The following is a 19,636-nucleotide window of genomic DNA, read 5'->3' as shown; positions in this document are numbered from 1 at the left end:
GATGGGGGAGGGGAGACGACAGTGAACGATGTCCGTTCTGAGTCGGCACTCGACGTGGCGCCAGGGTCGGTGGTGGTCATCCGCGACGAGGAATGGCTGGTGCAGACCGCGGAAGAAACCGCGGACGGGCTCCTCGTGCACGTCCGCGGACTGGGTGAACTGGTTCGTGACGTGACCGCCAGCTTCTACGCCTCCCTCGACCACATCGCACCGCTCGACCCGGCGGCCGCGAGCGTCGTGGCGGACGACAGCCCGCGCTACCGCAAGGCCCGCCTCTGGCTGGAATCCACCTACCGAAAGACCGCCGTTCCGCTCGCCGATCGCTCGCTCACCGTTGCCACCCAGGCCCTCGCGACACCCCTGAGATACCAACAGACCGCCGTGCGCAAGGCGCTCGACCCGGACAACCTGCGTCCCCGGATCCTCCTGGCCGACGCTGTCGGGCTCGGCAAGACCCTGGAAATCGGCATGATCCTGTCGGAGTTGGTACGCCGGGGCCGTGGCGAGCGGATCCTCATCGTGACCCCGCGCCACGTGCTCGAACAGACGCAGCAGGAATTGTGGTCGCGCTTCGCGCTGCCGTTCGTCCGCCTCGACTCGGCCGGCATCCAACGGGTCCGCCAGAAGCTCCCGGCGAACCGTAACCCGTTCACGTATTTCCGGCGGGCGATCATCTCGATAGACACCCTCAAGTCGGAGCGGTACGCGGCCAGCCTGAAGAAGCAGCGTTGGGACGCGGTGGTCATTGACGAGTCGCACAACCTCGCCAACGCGGCCACGCAGAACAACCGGCTGGCCCGCACGCTGGCCCGCAATACCGAAACCCTGATCCTGGCGTCGGCGACCCCGCACAACGGGCGCAAGGAGTCCTTCGCCGAGTTGGTCCGGCTGCTCGACCCGTCCGCGATCCCACCCGGTGGCGACCTGGTGGCCGCCGAGATCGAACGGCTGGTGATCCGCCGCCACCGGCACAGCGACGAGGTGGCTAGCGCCGTCGGCGCCGACTGGGCGGAACGACAGGAGCCGGAGAACGTGCTCGTCGCCGCGAGCCGGGCGGAGAATGCGGTCGCCCGGGAACTTGAGGACGTCTGGTTGTGGCCGCCGGACCGACGCACCCCCTACTCCGGGCAGAACGCGTCGCTGTTCCCGTGGACGCTGGCCAAGGCATTCCTGTCGTCGCCGGCTGCGCTGGCGGAAACCATCCGGCAGCGGCTGGGTCGCCTCGGGCACGACGCCGCCGCGAACAGGGAACGCGCGGCGCTGGATCGGATGGCCGACCTCAACGCGGCAACGCTGGCGCAGGGCTCGGCCAAGTACGCCGAGCTGGTCCGCCGCCTCCAGGAGATCGGCGTCGCGGCAGGCTCACCGACGCGGGCGGTGGTGTTCGCCGAACGGGTAGCCACCCTCACCTGGCTGCACAAGAACCTGCCGGCCGACCTCGGCCTGCCCGCCGGAGCCGTCGCCATCATGCACGGTGGTCTGCCCGACGACGAGCAGCAGCAGATCGTCGACGCCTTCAAGCAGGAACACGCCGCGATTCGCGTCCTGGTCACCGGCGACGTCGCCTCCGAAGGAGTCAACCTGCACGCCCAGTGCCACCACCTGATCCACTACGACATCCCATGGAGCCTCATCCGGATCGAGCAACGCAACGGCCGCATCGACCGCTACCGCCAGCGACACCCGCCCCGGATCATCGCCCTGCTGCTGGACCCGGCCAGTGGCCGGTTCGCTGGCGACATCCGCATCCTGGCGAAACTCGTCGACAAGGAGAACGAGGCGCACCGTGCGCTCGGCGACGTCGCCTCGCTGATGGGCCAGTACGACGTCAAGGGCGAGGAGGACACCATCCGTGCCGTCCTGTCCGGGCAGCGCGACCTGGACGACGTGGTGCGTACGCCGGAAGAGGTGCTGGCCGGTGATGACCTGTCGGCGATGTTCTTCGGCATCGTCGATGCCGACGACGACGCGGAAACTGCGCCGCTGCCCGAGACGACCGTAACCCCGGGCTCCGGGCTCTACCCCGACGAGGTCTCCTACCTCGAAGAGGCGTTGCACGCCGCCTTCGTCGACCCGACCGGCCCGCCGAGCAACAACGGCGTCGCCTGGCGCCGCGACGCCGCCTTCGGCACCGCCGAGCTGACCCCGCCGCCGGACCTGGTGCAACGCCTTGAGGTCCTGCCGCAGAGCTATCTCGCCGACCGGCGGGTCACCGACCGGCTCGTCCTGGCCACCACCCTCGCCCGGGGCAAGGACCGTATGGAGCAGGCGCTGTGCGATGAGACCGGCTCCAGTTGGCCGGACGCGCACTATCTGGGTCCACTGCATCCGGTGCTGGACTGGGCCTCGGACCGCGCTCTGGCCGGGCTCGGCCGCAACCAGGTCTTCGCGGTCCGCGGTGGTGTCCACGACCCGACCGTGCTGCTGCTGGGCACGCTCACCAACCGGCGCGGGCAGGTCGTCTCGGCGGCGTGGTTGACCGTCGAGTTCCCGATGCCCGACACCCTGTCGTTCGCCCCGGTGACCCCGCACCCGTCGGCCGCCGCGGCACTGGCTGCGCTGGGCTTCGACACCGCGCGGGCCAACCCCGGTCCGGTGCCGGACGCCGAGGCCTTGGACCGGTTCATCGCCCCAGCCGTTCAGCACGCCCGCGCGCAGATGCGCGACCTGTTCGCGGCGGCCGAGAAAGACGTCGCGCACCGGGTCGAGCAGTGGTCGCACCGGCTGGCCCAATGGCAGGACGAGGCGGACGCGCTCATCCAGCGCCGCGATCTGAAGCAGCGCCGGGTCAGCATCGCGCAGGAGCAGCGGCTGGTGGCCGACATGAACCCGGATCGGCAACTGGTCCGCCCACTGCTGGTCGTCGTGCCGGAGATCGGAGCCACCGCATGAGCGTGTCGGACGCGATCCTGGTCGGTGAGGGCTGGATCTCGGAGCACTACTTCACCACCGACGCGACAAAGGAGTCGTTCCGCGCCCGGGTGCTGGAGCGTCGCAAGGAATGGGACGCAGAGGCCGACGAGCGCCGGCCCACCCCGCGCAGCCGGTTCATCGAGGCCCGGCAGGAGCTGGAAGCCGACCTTGCCAAGCTCGCCGAGCTGACCGATGTGGAGGCAGACCTCGGTGCCACCGATCCGCAGACCATCGCCGACGCGGTCGCGTCGATCCAGCAGCGCCTCGTCGGCATCCTGGAATTACGCGAGCACGGTCTCGTCGTCGGCGGCGACGGGCCGTTCCTGCGCGTCTCGGCACCCGGCATCACTGAACGGGCACCACTGGTCGTCGTGTTCGCCCAGCCGGTAGCCACGGTCGAGGATGTGCTGGCCAAGGACGGCCGGACGCTGGCCGAGCCGGTGCGCCTGCACGACGACAGCGACGAACTCACCTCGGCCGCGCGGCTTGCCTCCGCCCTGTTCGGCGAGGACGACGCCCCGGATCTGATCCTCATCCTGGCGGGTCGCTGGGCGGTGCTGGCCGAGCGGGAACGCTGGGCCGAAGGCCGTTATCTCGCCGTCGACCTGCAGCTGATCTGCGAACGCAACGACACCAGACGCGGCGGTGAGATCGACCGCGCCCTGACCTGCCTGGCTGCCGCCTCGATCGCTCCGGACGCGGACGGCAACCTGTGGTGGAGCGGCGTCCTCGACGAGTCGATCAAACACACCGTCGGCGTCTCCAAGGACCTCCGCGAGGGCGTACGCCTCTCCATCGAGATCATCGCCAACGAGGTGGTGGCCCGCCGCCGCGACCAGGGCCTCGACCCGCTGCCCGCGGCGGAGGCGCAGCCGCTGGCCAAGCAGGCGCTGCGCTTCCTCTACCGCATCCTCTTCCTGCTCTACGCGGAGGCGTCGCCCGAGCTGGGCGTCCTGCCGGTCGGCGCCCCCGAGTACGACCGGGGTTACAGCCTGGACCGGCTGCGGGAACTCGTCCAGGTCGAACTGGCCACCCCCCGCGCCCGAACCGGCACCCACCTCTACGAGTCGCTGGGCGTGCTGTTCCGGCTCGTCGACAAGGGCCACCAGAGCATCGAGCCGGACGACGAGGAATCGCTGTCCGCGCCGGGGCTCACGTTCAACCCGCTGCGCGCCGACCTGTTCCGGCCGAGCGCCACCGCGCACATCGACGCGGTAGGGCTCGGCAACGCCGCACTTCAGGAGGTCCTCACCCATCTGCTGCTGAGCAAGGAGCGGCGCGGCCGGGACCGAGGCTTCATCTCGTACGCGGAGCTGGGCATCAACCAGCTCGGCGCGGTCTACGAGGGGCTGATGTCGTACACCGGTTTCTTCGCCGACACCGACCTGTACGAGGTCGCGAAGGGTGGTGACGGCAGCAAGGGCTCCTGGGTGGTGCCGGTGAACCGGGCGGGTGGCATCGCGGCCGGAGACTTCGTCAAGCAGGCCCACCAGACGACCGGCGAGCTGCAACCGGTGCTGCACCACCAGGGCTCGTTCGTGTTCCGGCTGGCCGGTCGGGAACGCCAGCAGTCGGCGTCCTACTACACCCGCGAGGTGCTGACGAAGTTCACAGTCGGGCAGGCCCTGGAGGAACTGCTCGACCAGAACGGCGAACGCACACCGGCCGCCGACATCCTCGGCATGACGATCTGCGAACCGGCGCTCGGCTCGGGAGCGTTCGCCATCGAGGCGGTGCGGCAGCTCGCCGAGCAGTATCTCAAGCGCCGCAAGGAGGAGCTGGCCGACGAGGGCAAGACCATCGACCCGGACGACTACCCGAAACGCCTGCAAGAGGTGAAGGCGTACCTCGCCCTGCACAACGTCTACGGCGTCGACCTGAACGCCACCGCCGTCGAGCTCGCCGAGATCACCCTGTGGCTGGACACGATGGTCCCGGGCCTGCCGGCGCCCTGGTTCGGCCTGCACCTCAAGCGCGGAAACTCTTTGATCGGTGCCCGCCGGGCCGTCTACCGCCGCAGCCAGGTCGCCGACAAGTCGTGGCTGGGCGCGGTACCGACGGAGATGCCGCTGACCTCGCTTGTCGACGACATGGCCGCCGGCCGGGTCGGCACCGACGGTATCCACCACTTCCTGCTGCCCGCCGACGGCTGGGGTTCGGCCGCCGACGCCAAGGAGGCCGCCGCGCTCGCCCCCGACGCTGCGAAGCAGCTCAAGACCTGGCGGGGAAGCACCAAGACCAAACCCACCAGACAAACCATCGACGCGTACGCCGAACTGGCGCACCGGGTCGAGTCACTGTGGCAGATCGCCTACCGCCGCCTGGACCTCGCCGAGCAGCAGATCCGCCGACGCATCCCGGTGTGGGAGGCGGGTGAGCTGCCCGCCGGTGGGGCGGTGCAGCGCGAGGAGATCGAGAAGGCGCTCAACGACGAGGACGGCGCCTACCGGCGGTTACGCCGGGCGATGGACGCCTGGACGGCGCTGTGGTTCTGGCCGCTCACCGACGAGCCCGCCACCGTGGATGGCGAGGTGATCGCCCCGCCGAGCGTCGCGCAGTGGGTGGCCGGGTTGCAGGCGTTGCTGGGTCGCAACCCGGAGTTGCGCAAACGCAGGGCGTCCGGGCCGACCCTGACCGCTGGGATGAGCTGGAGCGAACTCAACGAGGCCGAACAGGTGGAGATCGGCTTTGCTGGCGCGAAGCCCATCGGGACGGTGTTGCGGGAGCACCCGTGGCTGGTGGTGTGCGAGCGTATCGCCGGGCGGCAGGGCTTTTTCCACTGGCAACTGGACTTCGCCACCGTGTTCGCCCGGGGCGGCTTCGACCTCCAGGTCGGCAACCCGCCCTGGGTGCGACCCCGCTCGGACGTGGACGCCCTGCTGGCCGAGGGCGATCCGTGGTGGCAGTTGGCGCTGAAGCCGACCCAGGCACAGGTCGCTGCCAGGCGGGAGGCGACCCTGTCATTGCCGGGCATGACCGAGCTGGTCGTCGACGGCACGGCGGAAATGCTCTCGATCGCGGCGTTCGTCGGCTCGGTCGGCCAGTATCCACATCTGCAGGGCCTTCAGCCAGATTTGTACCGCTGCTTCATGGAGGTGATGTGGCGGCACGGGTCGGCCCGCGGCACCATCGGCATGATCCACCTGAACTCACACTTCACCGACGAGAAAGCAGGCATCCTCCGCTCCGAGCTGTACCTACGCCTCCGCCGCCACTGGCACTTTGTCAACGAGTTGCTGCTCTTCGAGATTGAGGACCACAAGCACTACGGCATCACGGTGCACGGGTCACGGCAGAGCCTGCCGGCCTTCATCCAGGCGAGTTGGCTCTACCACCCCGACACGGCGATCCGCTCCCTGGTGCACGACGGCTCCGGCCCGGAACCCGGGCTCAAGGACGACGAGGGTCGCTGGGACGTGCGCCCGCACCGCTCGCGGATCACCACGGTCACCGAGGAGACGCTGCGCGCCTGGCACGCCACCATGGAGAGCAACGACGTGCCCATCCGGCAGACCCGGATGGTGTACGCGGTGAACCAGTCCAGCGCGGGGGTACTGGAAAAGCTGTCCCGCGCCGGCCGAATCGGCGACCTCGGCCTGCGCTTCTCGGCGGGTTGGCATGAGAAGAACGACCGGACCAAGGGGTATTTCGAGTCGGAGTGGAGCGTGCCGGACTCCTGGGACGACGTGATCCTTCAAGGACCGCACCTGTTCGTGTCGACGCCGCTCTACAAGGAACCGAACGAGTCGCTGCGCAACAACCAGGACTGGTCGGGTACGGACTTCGAGGCGTTGGCGGCCGACGCGATCCCGGCCATTGCCTACCAACCCCGCGGTGACCGCTATGACTACGACTGTGCCTACACCGACTGGGGCGACGAGGACCACCCCGACCCCGCCCGCGACCACTACCGCATCGCCTGGCGAAACATGGCCGCGAATCAGGGAGAGCGGACATTCATCCCAGCGTTGATTCCCCCTGGGTGCGCACACATTCATGGCGTCTCGTCGGCCGGACTGCCGGGGGATGGGCTCAATAAGCTGGTTCAGTTGCTGGGGTTCGCATCCTCGCTCACACACGACTATTCCGTTCGCGTTGCTCCTAAGTCGACTATTTCGTCATCGACATTTCGACGCTTAGCATTTGCCGACTCACCCCTGAGCTCGGAGCTGATATTGCGGACGTTGCGGCTCAATGCTGTGGTGGAGGTCTACGCCGACGTATGGCGGGAGTGCTATCAGGATGAGTTCGCCGAAGACGCCTGGGCGGTTGGGATCGGGACCCGTCACCGAAGGTCTCCTATCGGCGACGTCGGGGCGGAGTGGACGCCGGAGACGCCGTTGCGGATCGCCGCGGATCGGCGGCAGGCGCTTGTGGAGATCGACGCGCTTGTCGCGCTGGCGCTCGGGCTGACCGCCGACGAGTTGTGTTCGATCTACCGGACACAGTTCGCGGTGCTGCGCGGCTACGACCGCAACATCTACTTCTACGACGCGAACGGTCGGCTGGTGCCCAACTCGGTGCTCACGGTCTGGCGCCGGAAGGGCGACGACCGGATCACCGCCGAGGAGCGCACCGCCACCAACCAGGCCGGCAACACCTACACCTATGAGCTGCCGTTCGTCACCCTGGACCGGGAGGCGGACATGCGCCAGGCGTACGCGGTCTTCGAGCAGCGCCTGCGGGAGCGTTCGTGACCGAGCTGCTGCCCACCGTCCAGGCGGCAAACGTCCGGGACAGCCTCGTCGACTATCTGACCACGACGTTCGCACTGACCGACGAGGATGCCCGCGATGGCCTCGACACGTTCCTGTCCGACCCGGTCACCGGCATGTTCAAGGGTCCGTACGTGCGCCTGCGGTTGCCGTTCCGGCCGGCGGAGCAGGGCTGGCGGCAGCACCTCGACTGGTACGCGGGCCCCGACCCGTACGGTCATCAGGCCGCCGCGTTCGCCCGGCTGAGTTCTCTGGGTGGGCGGCGCCCGCAGCCGACACTTGTCACCACCGGCACCGGCTCGGGCAAGACCGAGGCGTTCCTGTACCCCATCCTGAATCATGCGCGCCGGGCTCGGCTGGAGGGCGTCACCGGGATCAAGGCGCTGATCTTGTACCCGATGAACGCGCTCGCCAACGACCAGGCCGGCCGCCTCGCCGGGCTGCTGACCGGCCACCCGGAGCTGGCGTCGATCACGGCGGCGCTCTACACCGGCGAGAAGGGCCGCCCGCGGACGATGGTCACCGCCGACGGGCTGATCACCGATCGGGGGATCATCCGGGACACCGCGCCCGACATTCTGCTCACCAACTACAAGATGCTCGACCAGTTGCTGCTGCGCCACGAGGACCAGAGCCTGTGGCGGCAGTCCGCGACCAGCCTGCGCTACCTGGTGCTCGACGAGTTCCACACCTACGACGGCGCGCAGGGCACCGACGTCGCCATGCTGCTGCGCCGTCTCGGCCTGGCACTGAAGAGTCATTGGCGGGCCGACGATCCGGCCGTCACCGAGGCCGCCCGGTCCCGCCCGCTGGGGCTGATCACCCCGGTGGCGACGTCGGCGACCCTGGGCGACAAGGGAGATCCGGGCACCATGCTCGGCTTCGCCGAGACCGTGTTCGGTGAGCCGTTCCCCGCCGACGCGGTGGTGACCGAGTCCCGCAAGGCCCTCGCCGAATGGGTCGATGGCGCGGAGACCGTCGTCGCCGAGGCCGGGTTCGGCGTCGCGGATGCGTTCCGAGCCGATGAGGTACGCGCGGCCGTCGAAGCGCTCGGCGCCGACCCGGATGGCGCCGCTCTCGCCCGTACCATCCTGGGTCTGCTCTGGTCCGGCGACCGTGACCGGCTCGCTGCGGCCGGGCCGGAGTTGCTGCTCGCCCTGGCGAAGGCGCACCCGCTGGTGCAGGAACTCACCTATGAGACCGTCGACGCGGTCAGCGTCGACGACCTGGTACGCCGAATCGCGGGACAGGCCGACCGGCGCACCTCCCGCCTCGCGGCGGGCGGCTACGACACCGACTGGTCCCAGGCGATATCGGCGGTGGTGGCGGCCCTCGGGCACATCCGGGCGGTCGCCGGACGGGACGCGCTCGCCGTCGACGTGCACCTGTGGGTGCGTGAACTCACCCGCATCGACCGGGCCGCCGACACCAGCGCCCGGTTCCACTGGGGCGACGACGGACCGCCCATGGCCGGCGGCGACTCCGAGGACGCCCGGCCGTCGTTCCCGGCGGTGTACTGCCGGTTCTGCGGCAGGTCCGGCTGGGGTGTCGCGCTCGCCCCGGTCGGCACCGGCCTCGCCGCCGACGACGAGGCCATCCGGCGTGACCACGCCACCCGTGAAGGGCGCTTCCGGGCCCTGTTGTACGCGCCGGTCGAAGCCAACGCCGCCTACGACGGGGCCCCGCAGCCCGAGGGGTTGGCCTGGTTCTCGGTACGCGGCCGGGAACTGCTCGCCACACCCCCGCCCGACGATGACTCCGACCTGCGTGACGGGTGGATCCTGCCGGTGCTCACCACCGCCGGCCGGGACGCCGACGAGCACGCACGCGACGACACCTGCCCCTCCTGCGCCCAGCCGGACGGTATCCGGTTCCTCGGCAGCGCCATCGCCACCCTGTTGTCGGTGTCCCTGTCCACCCTGTTCGGGTCGGCGGCCCTGGACGTACAGGAGAAGAAAGCCCTCGTCTTCACCGACTCGGTGCAGGACGCCGCGCACCGGGCGGGCTTCGTGGAGGCCCGCTCGCACACCTTGACCCTGCGGGCCGCGCTCAACGCCGCGATCGCCCCCGGCACCCTCACCCTGGACGCACTCGTCGAGGATGCGATCCGCCGCACCGGCGAGGATAACTTCCAGCGCTACCGCCTGCTCGGCCCCGACTGCGTCGACCGGGAGTCGTTCGCCCCGTTCTGGACGTCGAAGACGCTGCGCGGTGTACCCGCCCGGGTGATGTCCCGAATCCGGAAACGGCTCGCCCTCGACGTGGCCATGGAGTTCGGGCTGAACTCGCGCACCGGCCGGACCCTCGAACTGACCGGTGCCACCACCGTCGAGGTGGACGCCGGCCCACCGAACAGGATGGCCGCCGCCGCCCGAACCGTCCTGACCGGGTTCGCCGCCCAGAGTCCACTCGGCGCGGACGACGCCGAGCCGACCGACGAGACGCTCGTGCGGTGGGTGCGCGGCGTCCTGGACCGGATGCGGGTGCAGGGCGCCATCGACCATCCGTGGTTCGTCACCTTCCGTCAGGAGGACGGGAACCGCTGGTCCATCTGGGGCGGGCGGCCCCGGGGTGAGGGAATGCCGGCCTTTCCCAACACCCGGCCGGCGCCGAGCTATCCCCGTGTCGGTGGCTCCGCCAACCCAGTTCGTGACAGTGAACTGGACGCCGTCACGGCGGCGCAGTCCTGGTACGCACGCTGGACCTCGCGGGCATTGTCGGTCAGCCCTGCCGACGGGGGGCGACTCGTTCGCCTGCTGCTCGACCGGCTCGCCCGCGATGGTGTCCTCACCACCGTCACCAGTAAGAGCGGTGCCACCGTCTATGCGATCCCACCAGCCGGCGTGGCGGTCGGACCGGCCCGGCTCGACGACCTCACCGCCGGACGTCACCTGCTGGCCTGCGACACCTGTCGGGCTCTGGTGCCGGGCAGCCGCACCACCGTCGATCAGCTCGACGGGGCACCGTGCATGCTGGTGCGCTGTCACGGTCGGCTGGCCAGGGAGGCCCTGGCCGACAACTTCTATCGCCGGCTGTACGCCTCGCCGGACATGCGCCGGATTGTTGCCCGGGAACACACCAGCCTGCTCGACGACGCCACCCGGTTGAGCTACGAGGACGGCTTCAAGAACTCCTCGACCGAGCCGAACGCGCCAAACGTGCTGGTCGCCACTCCCACCCTGGAAATGGGCATCGACATCGGCGACCTGTCGACGGTTCTGCTCTCGTCGCTGCCCCGTACCGTGGCGTCCTATCTGCAGCGGATCGGGCGAGCCGGGCGCGTCACCGGCAACGCCCTCAACCTGGCCTATCTGACCGGGCGCGGCGACCAACTGCCCAAGCTGGGTGACCCGCTGTCGGTCATCAACGGCGAGGTCCGACCGCCCGCCACCTACCTGAGCGCCGAGGAGATTCTGCGCCGGCAGTTCACCGCCTGCCTCGTCGACGGCATGGCCCGCGACGACCGGCACACCCACCCGAACAGCGCACAGCAGGCCATCGGATCCACCGATCCGGGCTCGTTCCTCGGCGAACTCATCGCCGTGGCCGAGACGGGCGGCGCCGACGCAGTGCGTCGTTTCACCGACACCGTCGGGTCACTGCCCGATGCCACGGTCGCTGCGCTCACCGACTGGGTCAACCCGGTGGCCGGGGTCGGCACCAGTCTGTTCGCCGGGCACGTGCACGCGGCCAGCCGGCGTTGGCAGCAGACCGTGGAGACCCTCAAACGGCGCCAGGCCGAGATCAACAAGGTGTTGCCGGAACTTGAGGCGAAGGCCGCGTCCCCAGCCGTCACCGACGACGACAAGCGTGCCCTACGGTCGGCCCGGACCACCCGCAAGCTGATCGGCGGGCAACTCGGACACCTGCGCGGCGAATACTGGATCAGCGTGCTGGAGGAACACGGCCTGCTGCCCAACTACACGCTGCTCGACGACACTGTCACCCTCGCTGTCGGGATCAGCTGGACCAACCCCGACTCCGGCGAGTTCGAAAGTGACAGCGCCCAGTTCCAGCGCGGTTCGGCACAGGCGATCCGCGAGTTCGCACCCGGCGCCACCTTCTACGCCCGCGGCTGGGAGATCGCCGTCGACGCCATCGACCTCGGCATCGACGGCGAATCCATCCGCCCCTGGGTGTTCTGCCCGGCCTGCGGCTACGCCGCCGACATCGCCGCCACCGGACAGGAACAGCAGGTCGCGAAGTGTCCGAGGTGCGGCAGCACGGGCATCGCGGACACCGGCCAGCGCCTCGACGTCGTCGAACTGTCCCACGTCTCCGCGGAGGTGCGCCGGGATGAAGTGAAGATCTCCGACCGGCGCGACCAGCGCGAGCGCATCCCCTTCCAGCTCATCACGGCCGCCGACATCGACCCGGCCGGTATCGCGGCGAAGTGGTTCGCCGAGAACACCGGGTTGGGCTGCACCTACCTGCGCACCATGGACCTGCGCTGGTTGAACGTCGGCGTCCCTGGTCACGGCACATCGCGGATCATCTCGGCCGACGAACGCACGGGAGCGTTGTTCCGGGTGTGCAGCGGATGCGGCAAGCTCGACACCGACTCCGGCCGCAACCGCCCGCACGAGCACCGCGCCTGGTGCCCGTACCGGAGATCAGCGGTGGAGAACACTACAGCTGTTGCCCTCTCCCGCACCCTGCGTACCCAGGGGCTACTGCTGCGCCTGCCGTACGCGGTCACCCTCGGCGACGACTTCGCCGTGCCGAGCTTGGCAGCGGCGGTCCTGCTCGGGCTGCGCGAACAGATCGGCGGGCACCCCGACCACCTGCGGGTCGAGCACGTCGTCGATCCGACCCTCAGCGACGGCACCGACAACCACGACGCGCTGCTACTGCACGACGTGGTTCCCGGCGGCACCGGATATCTGGCCGACCTGGCCGATCCGCAGCAGCTGCGCGACCTGCTGGCACGAGCCTGGCAGCGAGTCCACGACTGCGAATGCCGCCACGAGGAACGCCTCGCCTGCCATCGCTGTCTGCTGCCGTTCACCCCGCCCGCCGCGCTGCGCCGTACGTCCCGTGCCGCCGCCGAACGGCATCTCGCCCACCTGCTGGGCCTGCGCGAGCACGCCGACACCGCCGACGGCCCGCCGTGGACGATCGTGCAAACCCCGCCGCAGGACAGCCCCGAGTCGCACCTGGAACAACGCTTCCGCCAACTGATCGTGCGGCGGTTGAAGGCGATCGGGGCCGCTACCACCGAGGTGCCGAAACCCTGGGGCAACGCCCTGCGCTTCACCCTGCCCGGTGACCACCGGCAGTGGACCCTCACCCCACAGGTCAACGTCGAGAACTCCCGCCCCGACTTCCTGCTGGAATCCAACGACACCTCCGTACCGGCGGTCGCCGTCTTCACCGACGGCCACGCCTACCACGCCGTCGCGTCCCGCAACCGGCTCGCCGAGGACGCCGAGAAACGACAGATCCTGCGCGACACCGGCCGGATCGTCCTCGCCGTCACCGCAGCTGACCTCGCCGCCGCCGAGCAGGAAACCAGCACCACGCCTGCCTGGTTCGCCGAGGCGACGGTGGCCAAACTGATCAAGCAGGCCCCGTTCCAGGCGGCGCCGAGCGCGTACGAAGGACTGCGTTCCGGCCCGATCTCCTGGCTGCTCGCCTGGGTGTCCGCGCCCAAACCCGCGGACCTGGGGATCGTCGCGCGGGCCGTACCGATGTTCCTCGTCGACGGTCGGTCCCGCCGCACCTGCGGCGACGGCGTCAGCCTCGCCTCGGTCGGACGGGCCGCGTTGCTCGCCGAGGAGCTGCCACCCGGCGAGCGGACCATCCTGGTACAGCAGTTCGGGGCGCTGGCCGTCGTCGTCGAACCGACGAAGTCGGCAGTGCACGCCGCGCTCGTGCTCGACGACCGGGAGCAGGCCCTCGATGCCGCACACGCCGACGCCTGGCGGCTGTGGCTGCAACTGTCCAACGCGATGTCCCTGCGCGACTGGCCCACCGTCATCACGACCACCAGCCGGGTAAGCCGCCCCACCACCGCGACTGCCAAGCCCGAACCGGCCAGCTCCGACCGGCTTCCCGACGGCGTGGACGAGAGCTGGGTGACCGCGTACGAGTCGGCCGCACCGGGCGCCGAACGCGACCTGATCCGACTTCTCGCCGTCCGCGGCGGCCTCGAAGCCCCACTGATCGGGGCGGAAGGCCCGCAGGGCATCCCCATGGACATCAGCTGGCCGCATCGGCACCTCGCCGTGGACCTCTATGACATGCCCGACGAGGACCGCGCCGACCTCAGCTCTGCCGGCTGGCGAGTCGTGCAACCGGACCCGGAAGTCATCGTCGCGGCACTGACCGATACCACTGACCGCGGGGAGCGCTGATGCCGACAATCATCATGACCAAGTGGCCCGTCAAGATCGACGGCTCGGTCAAGGCCAAGGCCATGACCTTCCTGCAGAAGCTCTCCGCCGATGACACCAACCCCGGCCTGCACGTCGAACCGATCGCCGGAGCGGCGGACTCCCGCGTCCGCACCGGCCGCGTCGACCAGTTCTGGCGGGCCGTGATGTTCCGGCTCGACGGCGCGGGGGAGTGCCACTACGTCATCCACGGCGTCTGGCCCCATGACGACGCCATCGCCGTCGCCGCCCGAGTCCGCCTGAAGGTCAACCCGATCAACGGCCTGCCCCAAATCGAGGAGGCCGAACCCGTCGCACCGCCGCCCAGCGGCCCTCCCACTCCGTCCCGGCCAGCGGAATCTGATCCTGTGCCGGCGGAGCCGCTCCTGGTCCAGCTCGGACGGACCCGCGAGGATCTTGTCGACCGGCTCGGCGTTCCCGCCGACGTCGCCGACCGGGCGCTGGCCGCATCGGACGTGGACGCCGTCCTGGAACTCGCCCAACGCCACGAAGGCTGGCTGGGACTGCTCCTGGTGGACCTTGCCACCCAGGACTCGATCGACATCATCGCCGGTCGGCTACACCTCGAAGCGCCCGAACAGACAGGTGACGACGACGTCGACCTGCTGCGGTCGCTGCAGCGACCCGCCGCTCAGGCGCAATTCGCCTTCATCGACGGCCAGGAGGAACTCCGCCGGGTCATCGAGAACGGCGACTTTGGTTCGTGGCGGGTGTTCCTGCACCCCGAGCAGCGTCACTACGCCGTGCGCCGTTACCGGGGTCCCTTCCGGCTCTCCGGGGGCGCCGGCACCGGCAAGACGGTCGTTCTTCTTCACCGGGCTCGCGCGCTGGCTCGCGAACGGCCCGACGCGCGGATCGTACTGACGACCTTCACCACAAACCTGGCAGACGCTTTGCGTGACGGTCTCGGGCAACTCGACCCGACGGTTCCGCAGGCCACCGCGCTCAACGTGCCCGGCGTGCACGTCACGGGCGTCGACGCGCTGGCCGCCACTGTCATTCGCTCCGCCGGCGCCAGCGTCGCCGACGCCGTCCAAACCGTCCTGGGCGAAGCCCGATCGACCCCGACCGGCCGGACCCCGACCGGCCGCTGGCGGGACGTCATCGAAGCGTCGGCGACCTCGCTGCCACCGGAGATCGCCAACGAGACCTTCCTTAGTGCGGAGTACGCGCTTATCGTCCTGCCCAACAAGGTCAAGAACGAACACGAGTACCGCCGAGTACGCCGGCCCGGCCGCGGGGTAGCCCTCGACCGCGCCAAGCGGGACAGCGTCTGGGCGCTGATCGCCGCCTACCGGGCGCAGTGTCGCATCGATGGCACGCTCGACTTCGTCGAGGCAGCCGCTGTCGCCGCCGCCCACCTGACGGCCAGCGGTGACCAAGCCGACCACGTACTCGTCGACGAAGGTCAGGATCTGTCGCCGACGCACTGGCAGATGCTGCGTGCCCTGGTCGCCGAGGGCGAGGACGACCTGTTCATCGCGGAGGACTCCCACCAACGCATCTACGGCAGCCGGATCGTTTTGGGCCGGTACGGCATCAAGATTGTCGGCCGGTCGCAGCGACTCAGCCTCAACTACCGCACCACCGCGCAGAATCTTCGCTACGCGATGACGGTGCTCGACGGCGGCGACTACGTCGACCTCGAAGAGCAGACGGAGTTCACCGGCTACCGATCGGCGCGGTCCGGGCCGACACCAGTGGTGGAGACGGTGCAATCGCTCGTGTCTGAGCTCGACACGATCGCCGACCGCATCCGCTCCTGGCGCGAGGCCGGGGCTACCCCCGAGACGATCGCCGTCCTCGTGCCCGACAAGTTCCAGCGCGAACGGGTCGTCAACGCGCTCAATGAGCGCGGCGTACCGGCGCGTGCAGTCGACCGTGACCGCCCGGGGGAAGGCCGGGTGCTGGTGATGACCATGCACAGGGCGAAGGGCATGGAGTTCGCCAACGTCGTTCTCGCCGACGTCGGGTTCCGAACGGCCGCCGAGAGGTCCAGACTCAACGACCTGGATGCCGTCGAGCGGCACGACGCTGAGCTGCGGGCCCGGTCGTTGGTGTACGTCGCCGCAACCCGTGCTCGCGACGAGCTCTTGGTAGTCCAGCGCCCATAATTGTGGCGCGAAGGCGTGTCTGGAGGACTGGAATGGCAAAGACGTTTGAGAGCGGCGATGTTCCGCTCGCAGACCTGCTGAATCAGGCACGCCAGGGTGTGCTGCAGCTTCCTGACTTCCAACGGGGATGGGTGTGGGACGACGACCACATCGTGAGCCTGCTCGCCTCGGTCTCCCGTTCGTTTCCCATCGGTGCGGTGATGACGCTGGAGACCGGCAACGCTGAGGTCCGCTTTCGGCCCCGACCGTTGGAGGGAGTCCCGAGCGGCACAGCGGCTACCAACCCGAAGTACCTGCTGCTCGATGGCCAGCAACGGACCACCTCGCTCTACCTGGCGCTCCGCTCTGGGGCACCGGTCCGTACCCGGGACACCAGGAAGAAGGAGGTGGAGCGTTGGTACTTCGCCGACATCGACGCCTGCATCGACCCGGACGCCGACCGGACCGAGGCCATCCTGTCGCTCCCGGCTGACAAGCGGCGGCTGAGCTCCCGAGGCGAGGTGCTGCTCGACGCCTCCACGACCGAGGCGCAGGTGCGAGCCGGCAAGGCAGGTCTCTTCCCGCTCGACATCGTCCTCGATCAGAATGCCACCCTTGACTGGCAATACGCCTACCTGCAGGCGGGCCCGTCGATGGATCAGCAGCTCCAGATCTGGAAGCAGTTTCAGGAGACGCTGATCTCGCCCTTCCTGCACTACAGCGTTCCTCGGATCGCCCTCGACCAGAAGACTTCCAAGGAGGCCGTTTGTCAGGTCTTCGAGAAGGTGAACACCGGTGGCGTCGAGCTGACAGTCTTCGAGCTGCTGACGGCGACGTTCGCGGCGGAGAACTTCCGATTGCGTGACGACTGGGAACGTCGGAAGGCGACCTGGTCTGATGAGCCGTTGCTCGCCGAGCTGGACGCCACGACCTTCCAGCAGATCGTGACACTGCTCTGGACACGAAGCCGCTGGGAGGAACGTACGCGGGAACGCGTACGTGGTGACCGTGTCCCGGCGGTCTCCGCCAAACGGCGGGAGATGCTGTCGCTGCCATTGAGCGGATACCGGAGCTGGGCGGATGCTGTTACCGACACGCTGCAGCGTGCGGTGCGTTTCCTGCACGGCGAGCGGATCTTCCGAGGCCGTGATCTCCCGTACAGCACGCAACTGGTTCCGTTGACCGCGATTCTCACGCTGCTCGGGGAGGACGCCTTCACGCCAGGGCCCCGTGCGAAGCTGCGTCGGTGGTACTGGTGCGGGGTGTTCGGAGAGCTGTATGGCGGCACCACCGACACCCGGTTCGCCAACGACCTGCAAGACGTGCTCGCCTGGATCCTGAACGACGGCGAGGAACCCCGCACCGTCCGGGAGTCTCAGTTCCAGGCCGAACGCCTGCTGGGTCTCCGGACCCGGAACAGTGCCGCCTACAAGGGCCTGTACGCGCTCGCCATGAAGCGTGGCGGTCGAGATTTCCGAACCGGCGACACAATCGACGCCAAGGCCTACGCGGCCGACTCCATCGACATCCGCCACGTCTTCCCGCAGAAATGGTGCGCGGCGCACGGCATCGACAGCAACTACGCCAACTGCATCGTGAACAAGACAGCCATCGACGGGCAGACCGGGGGATACATCAGCAACAACGCGCCAAGCCAGTACCTGGCCGCGATCGAAAGTGACCTGCCGGTGAGCTCGCAGGACCTGGACGCGATCATCGCCAGTCACGACATCGACCCCGTCGCACTGCGGCAGGACGACTTCCGTGCCGTCTTCGACGCCCGCTACGAGCGCTTGATCCGACAGATCGAGGACGCGACGGGCCGGCCGGTGAACCGAGGAGACAGTCACGGCAGTCCCTTCGCCACGCATCAGGGCGGAGCCGCGCTGGCCCGTAGCATCCAGGCGCTCATCAGGGCCGGCGAGAGCAAGATCGTCGAGTTCAAGTCGACCGGGCGGAAGAACCTGTCCACCGGCCAGAAGGACCGCGAGATCGAGTGGGCGGTCACCAAGACGATCGCCGGCTTCATGAACGGTCACGGCGGGACGCTGCTGGTCGGCGTTGAGGACGACGGAAAGGTCATCGGTTTGGAGGAAGACCTGACGATCTTCGCGAAGAAGAACACTGACGCCTGGGAGCAGTGGCTCACTCATCTGCTCATCCAAGACTTCGGCAAGGCCCCGACGGCCAACGTGACCGTCAGGTTCGGCACCATCGAGGACCGGACGGTCGCCCGGATCGATGTCGCGCCCGCCTCGGAGCCGGTGTACACACTTCGCACGAAGACCGGGATGAAGGGGGCGGTCTTCCTCGTACGCCTCAACAACACGACGCAGGAGGTCGCTGGGCCCGAGGCTTACGCCTACCAGCACAACCGATGGTTCAAGTGAACGCATCGGGCGTCCCGCCGGGTGCCATATTCGCGATCGAATACGGCACCCAGCAACCTCGGTGAGGCCGGGCAGCTTCCGACGTTAATCGACCATCACATCAATGTCCGCGGGCGCCGACGGTGGGGCCGCGGTATCGATCAGCCCTCGGACACGATCCAAATCCCAACGGTGTTCGCCGAGATCAATCTCAGCGTGCACCGTTTGTGTTTCTGCGGAGTATGTCAGCCTCAGCCGTAGGCTTCGGTACAGGTCGAGGTTGTCTTCGGGGTCTGCCTCCTTCAGCGCCGCAGCGATGTTGCCCAGCTTGGCGATCAGCGAGGCGATGTCCTCGGCGGTCATCGAGTCGATGGCGTCGGACTCGCGTGCAGCGGGGCGGCTTGTCAGCGCCTTGTCGCGCTGCTGTTCAGCTTCGGCGATCCAGCCCGCCACGACCGCCGGGCTGGCTCCCTCGTCGAGAGCCTGTCTGTAGCGGGCGATCTTCTTGTCGAACTCCGCGGTGATGTCGCCAGCGGCCGGTTGCCGTGGAATCGCCGGCCGGACCTCTGCGCCGAGTTGGCGAGCCAGCAGCTCGATCGTCTGATCGCGTCGTGAGGGGTCGAAAGCGGAGGCGATCCAGTGGTCGATCGGGCCGATCACCCGGTCTTCGCGCATGATCACGTTCTTGGGGTGATCGACACGGTTGGCCAGGGCGTAGTCGGAGGGGTAGCGGCACCGGTAGTAGGCGACGCCGTGGGAGTGCTGGCCCTGCATGCGGCGCTGGCACACCGAGCAGTAGATGAGGCTCTTCAAGACATACGGATGCCGTGTGCGGTGTGGCTTGTGGGTGGCGGGCTTGTGCGCTCGAGACCCGAGTAGTTCGCGAGCGGCGTTGAAGACCTCGTCAGTGACGAGAGGTTCGTGGACGACCTCCTGTGAGGTGATCCACTTGTCTCGCGGGTTCCACCGCATGACCGGCATGTGCCCCAGTGCCACATCATCCACGTCTACGAGCACCTCGTCGGTGCGCTGCTTGTTCCAGACCTGCCTGCCGGTGTAGCGGGGGTTCGTGAGGATCACGCGGACGGCGCTCTTCGCCCAGGCACGACCGTTACGGTGAGGGTTGCGCTCCTGGTCGTAGGCCGAGGGAG

6 protein-coding genes are annotated in these 19,636 nt (G+C 68.7%); 5 read left to right on the top strand and 1 reads right to left on the bottom strand.

Annotation, left to right across the window (positions count from 1 at the left end; genetic code table 11):
* Positions 1-21: 21 nt before the first annotated feature.
* The 5 genes from Van01_RS24095 to Van01_RS24075 are packed head-to-tail and all read left to right on the top strand — an operon-like array spanning position 22 to position 18,506.
* A complete protein-coding gene (locus tag Van01_RS24095; protein WP_204011922.1) occupies positions 22-2,892 on the top strand; it encodes a helicase-related protein in 2,871 nt (956 codons plus the stop codon).
* A complete protein-coding gene (locus Van01_RS24090) occupies positions 2,889-7,610 on the top strand; it encodes a class I SAM-dependent DNA methyltransferase (protein WP_204011921.1) in 4,722 nt (1,573 codons plus the stop codon). The genes Van01_RS24095 and Van01_RS24090 overlap by 4 nt, the downstream gene beginning before the upstream one ends.
* The gene (locus Van01_RS24085; protein WP_204011920.1) at positions 7,607-13,984 is read left to right on the top strand and encodes a DEAD/DEAH box helicase; all 6,378 of its coding nucleotides are present in this window, start codon (positions 7,607-7,609) and stop codon (positions 13,982-13,984) included. Before Van01_RS24090 ends, Van01_RS24085 begins: the two co-directional genes overlap by 4 nt.
* Positions 13,984-16,137: a UvrD-helicase domain-containing protein gene (locus tag Van01_RS24080; protein ID WP_204011912.1), complete on the top strand. Its 2,154-nt coding sequence runs from the start codon at positions 13,984-13,986 to the stop codon at positions 16,135-16,137. The genes Van01_RS24085 and Van01_RS24080 overlap by 1 nt, the downstream gene beginning before the upstream one ends.
* Before the next feature lie 32 nt (positions 16,138-16,169).
* The gene (locus Van01_RS24075) at positions 16,170-18,506 is read left to right on the top strand and encodes a GmrSD restriction endonuclease domain-containing protein (protein WP_204011909.1); all 2,337 of its coding nucleotides are present in this window, start codon (positions 16,170-16,172) and stop codon (positions 18,504-18,506) included.
* Between the two features lie 84 nt (positions 18,507-18,590).
* On the opposite strand, the gene Van01_RS24070 is transcribed toward Van01_RS24075, so the two are convergent.
* Positions 18,591-19,636 (bottom strand): recombinase family protein (locus Van01_RS24070; protein ID WP_204011906.1); only part of this gene is annotated, 1,046 nt, incomplete at its 5' end.

Source organism: Micromonospora andamanensis (assembly GCF_016863495.1).
GTDB lineage: Bacteria > Actinomycetota > Actinomycetes > Mycobacteriales > Micromonosporaceae > Micromonospora > Micromonospora andamanensis.
The sequence above is the reverse complement of the archived record's forward strand: the minus strand, read 5'-3'. Positions and strand labels throughout refer to the sequence as shown.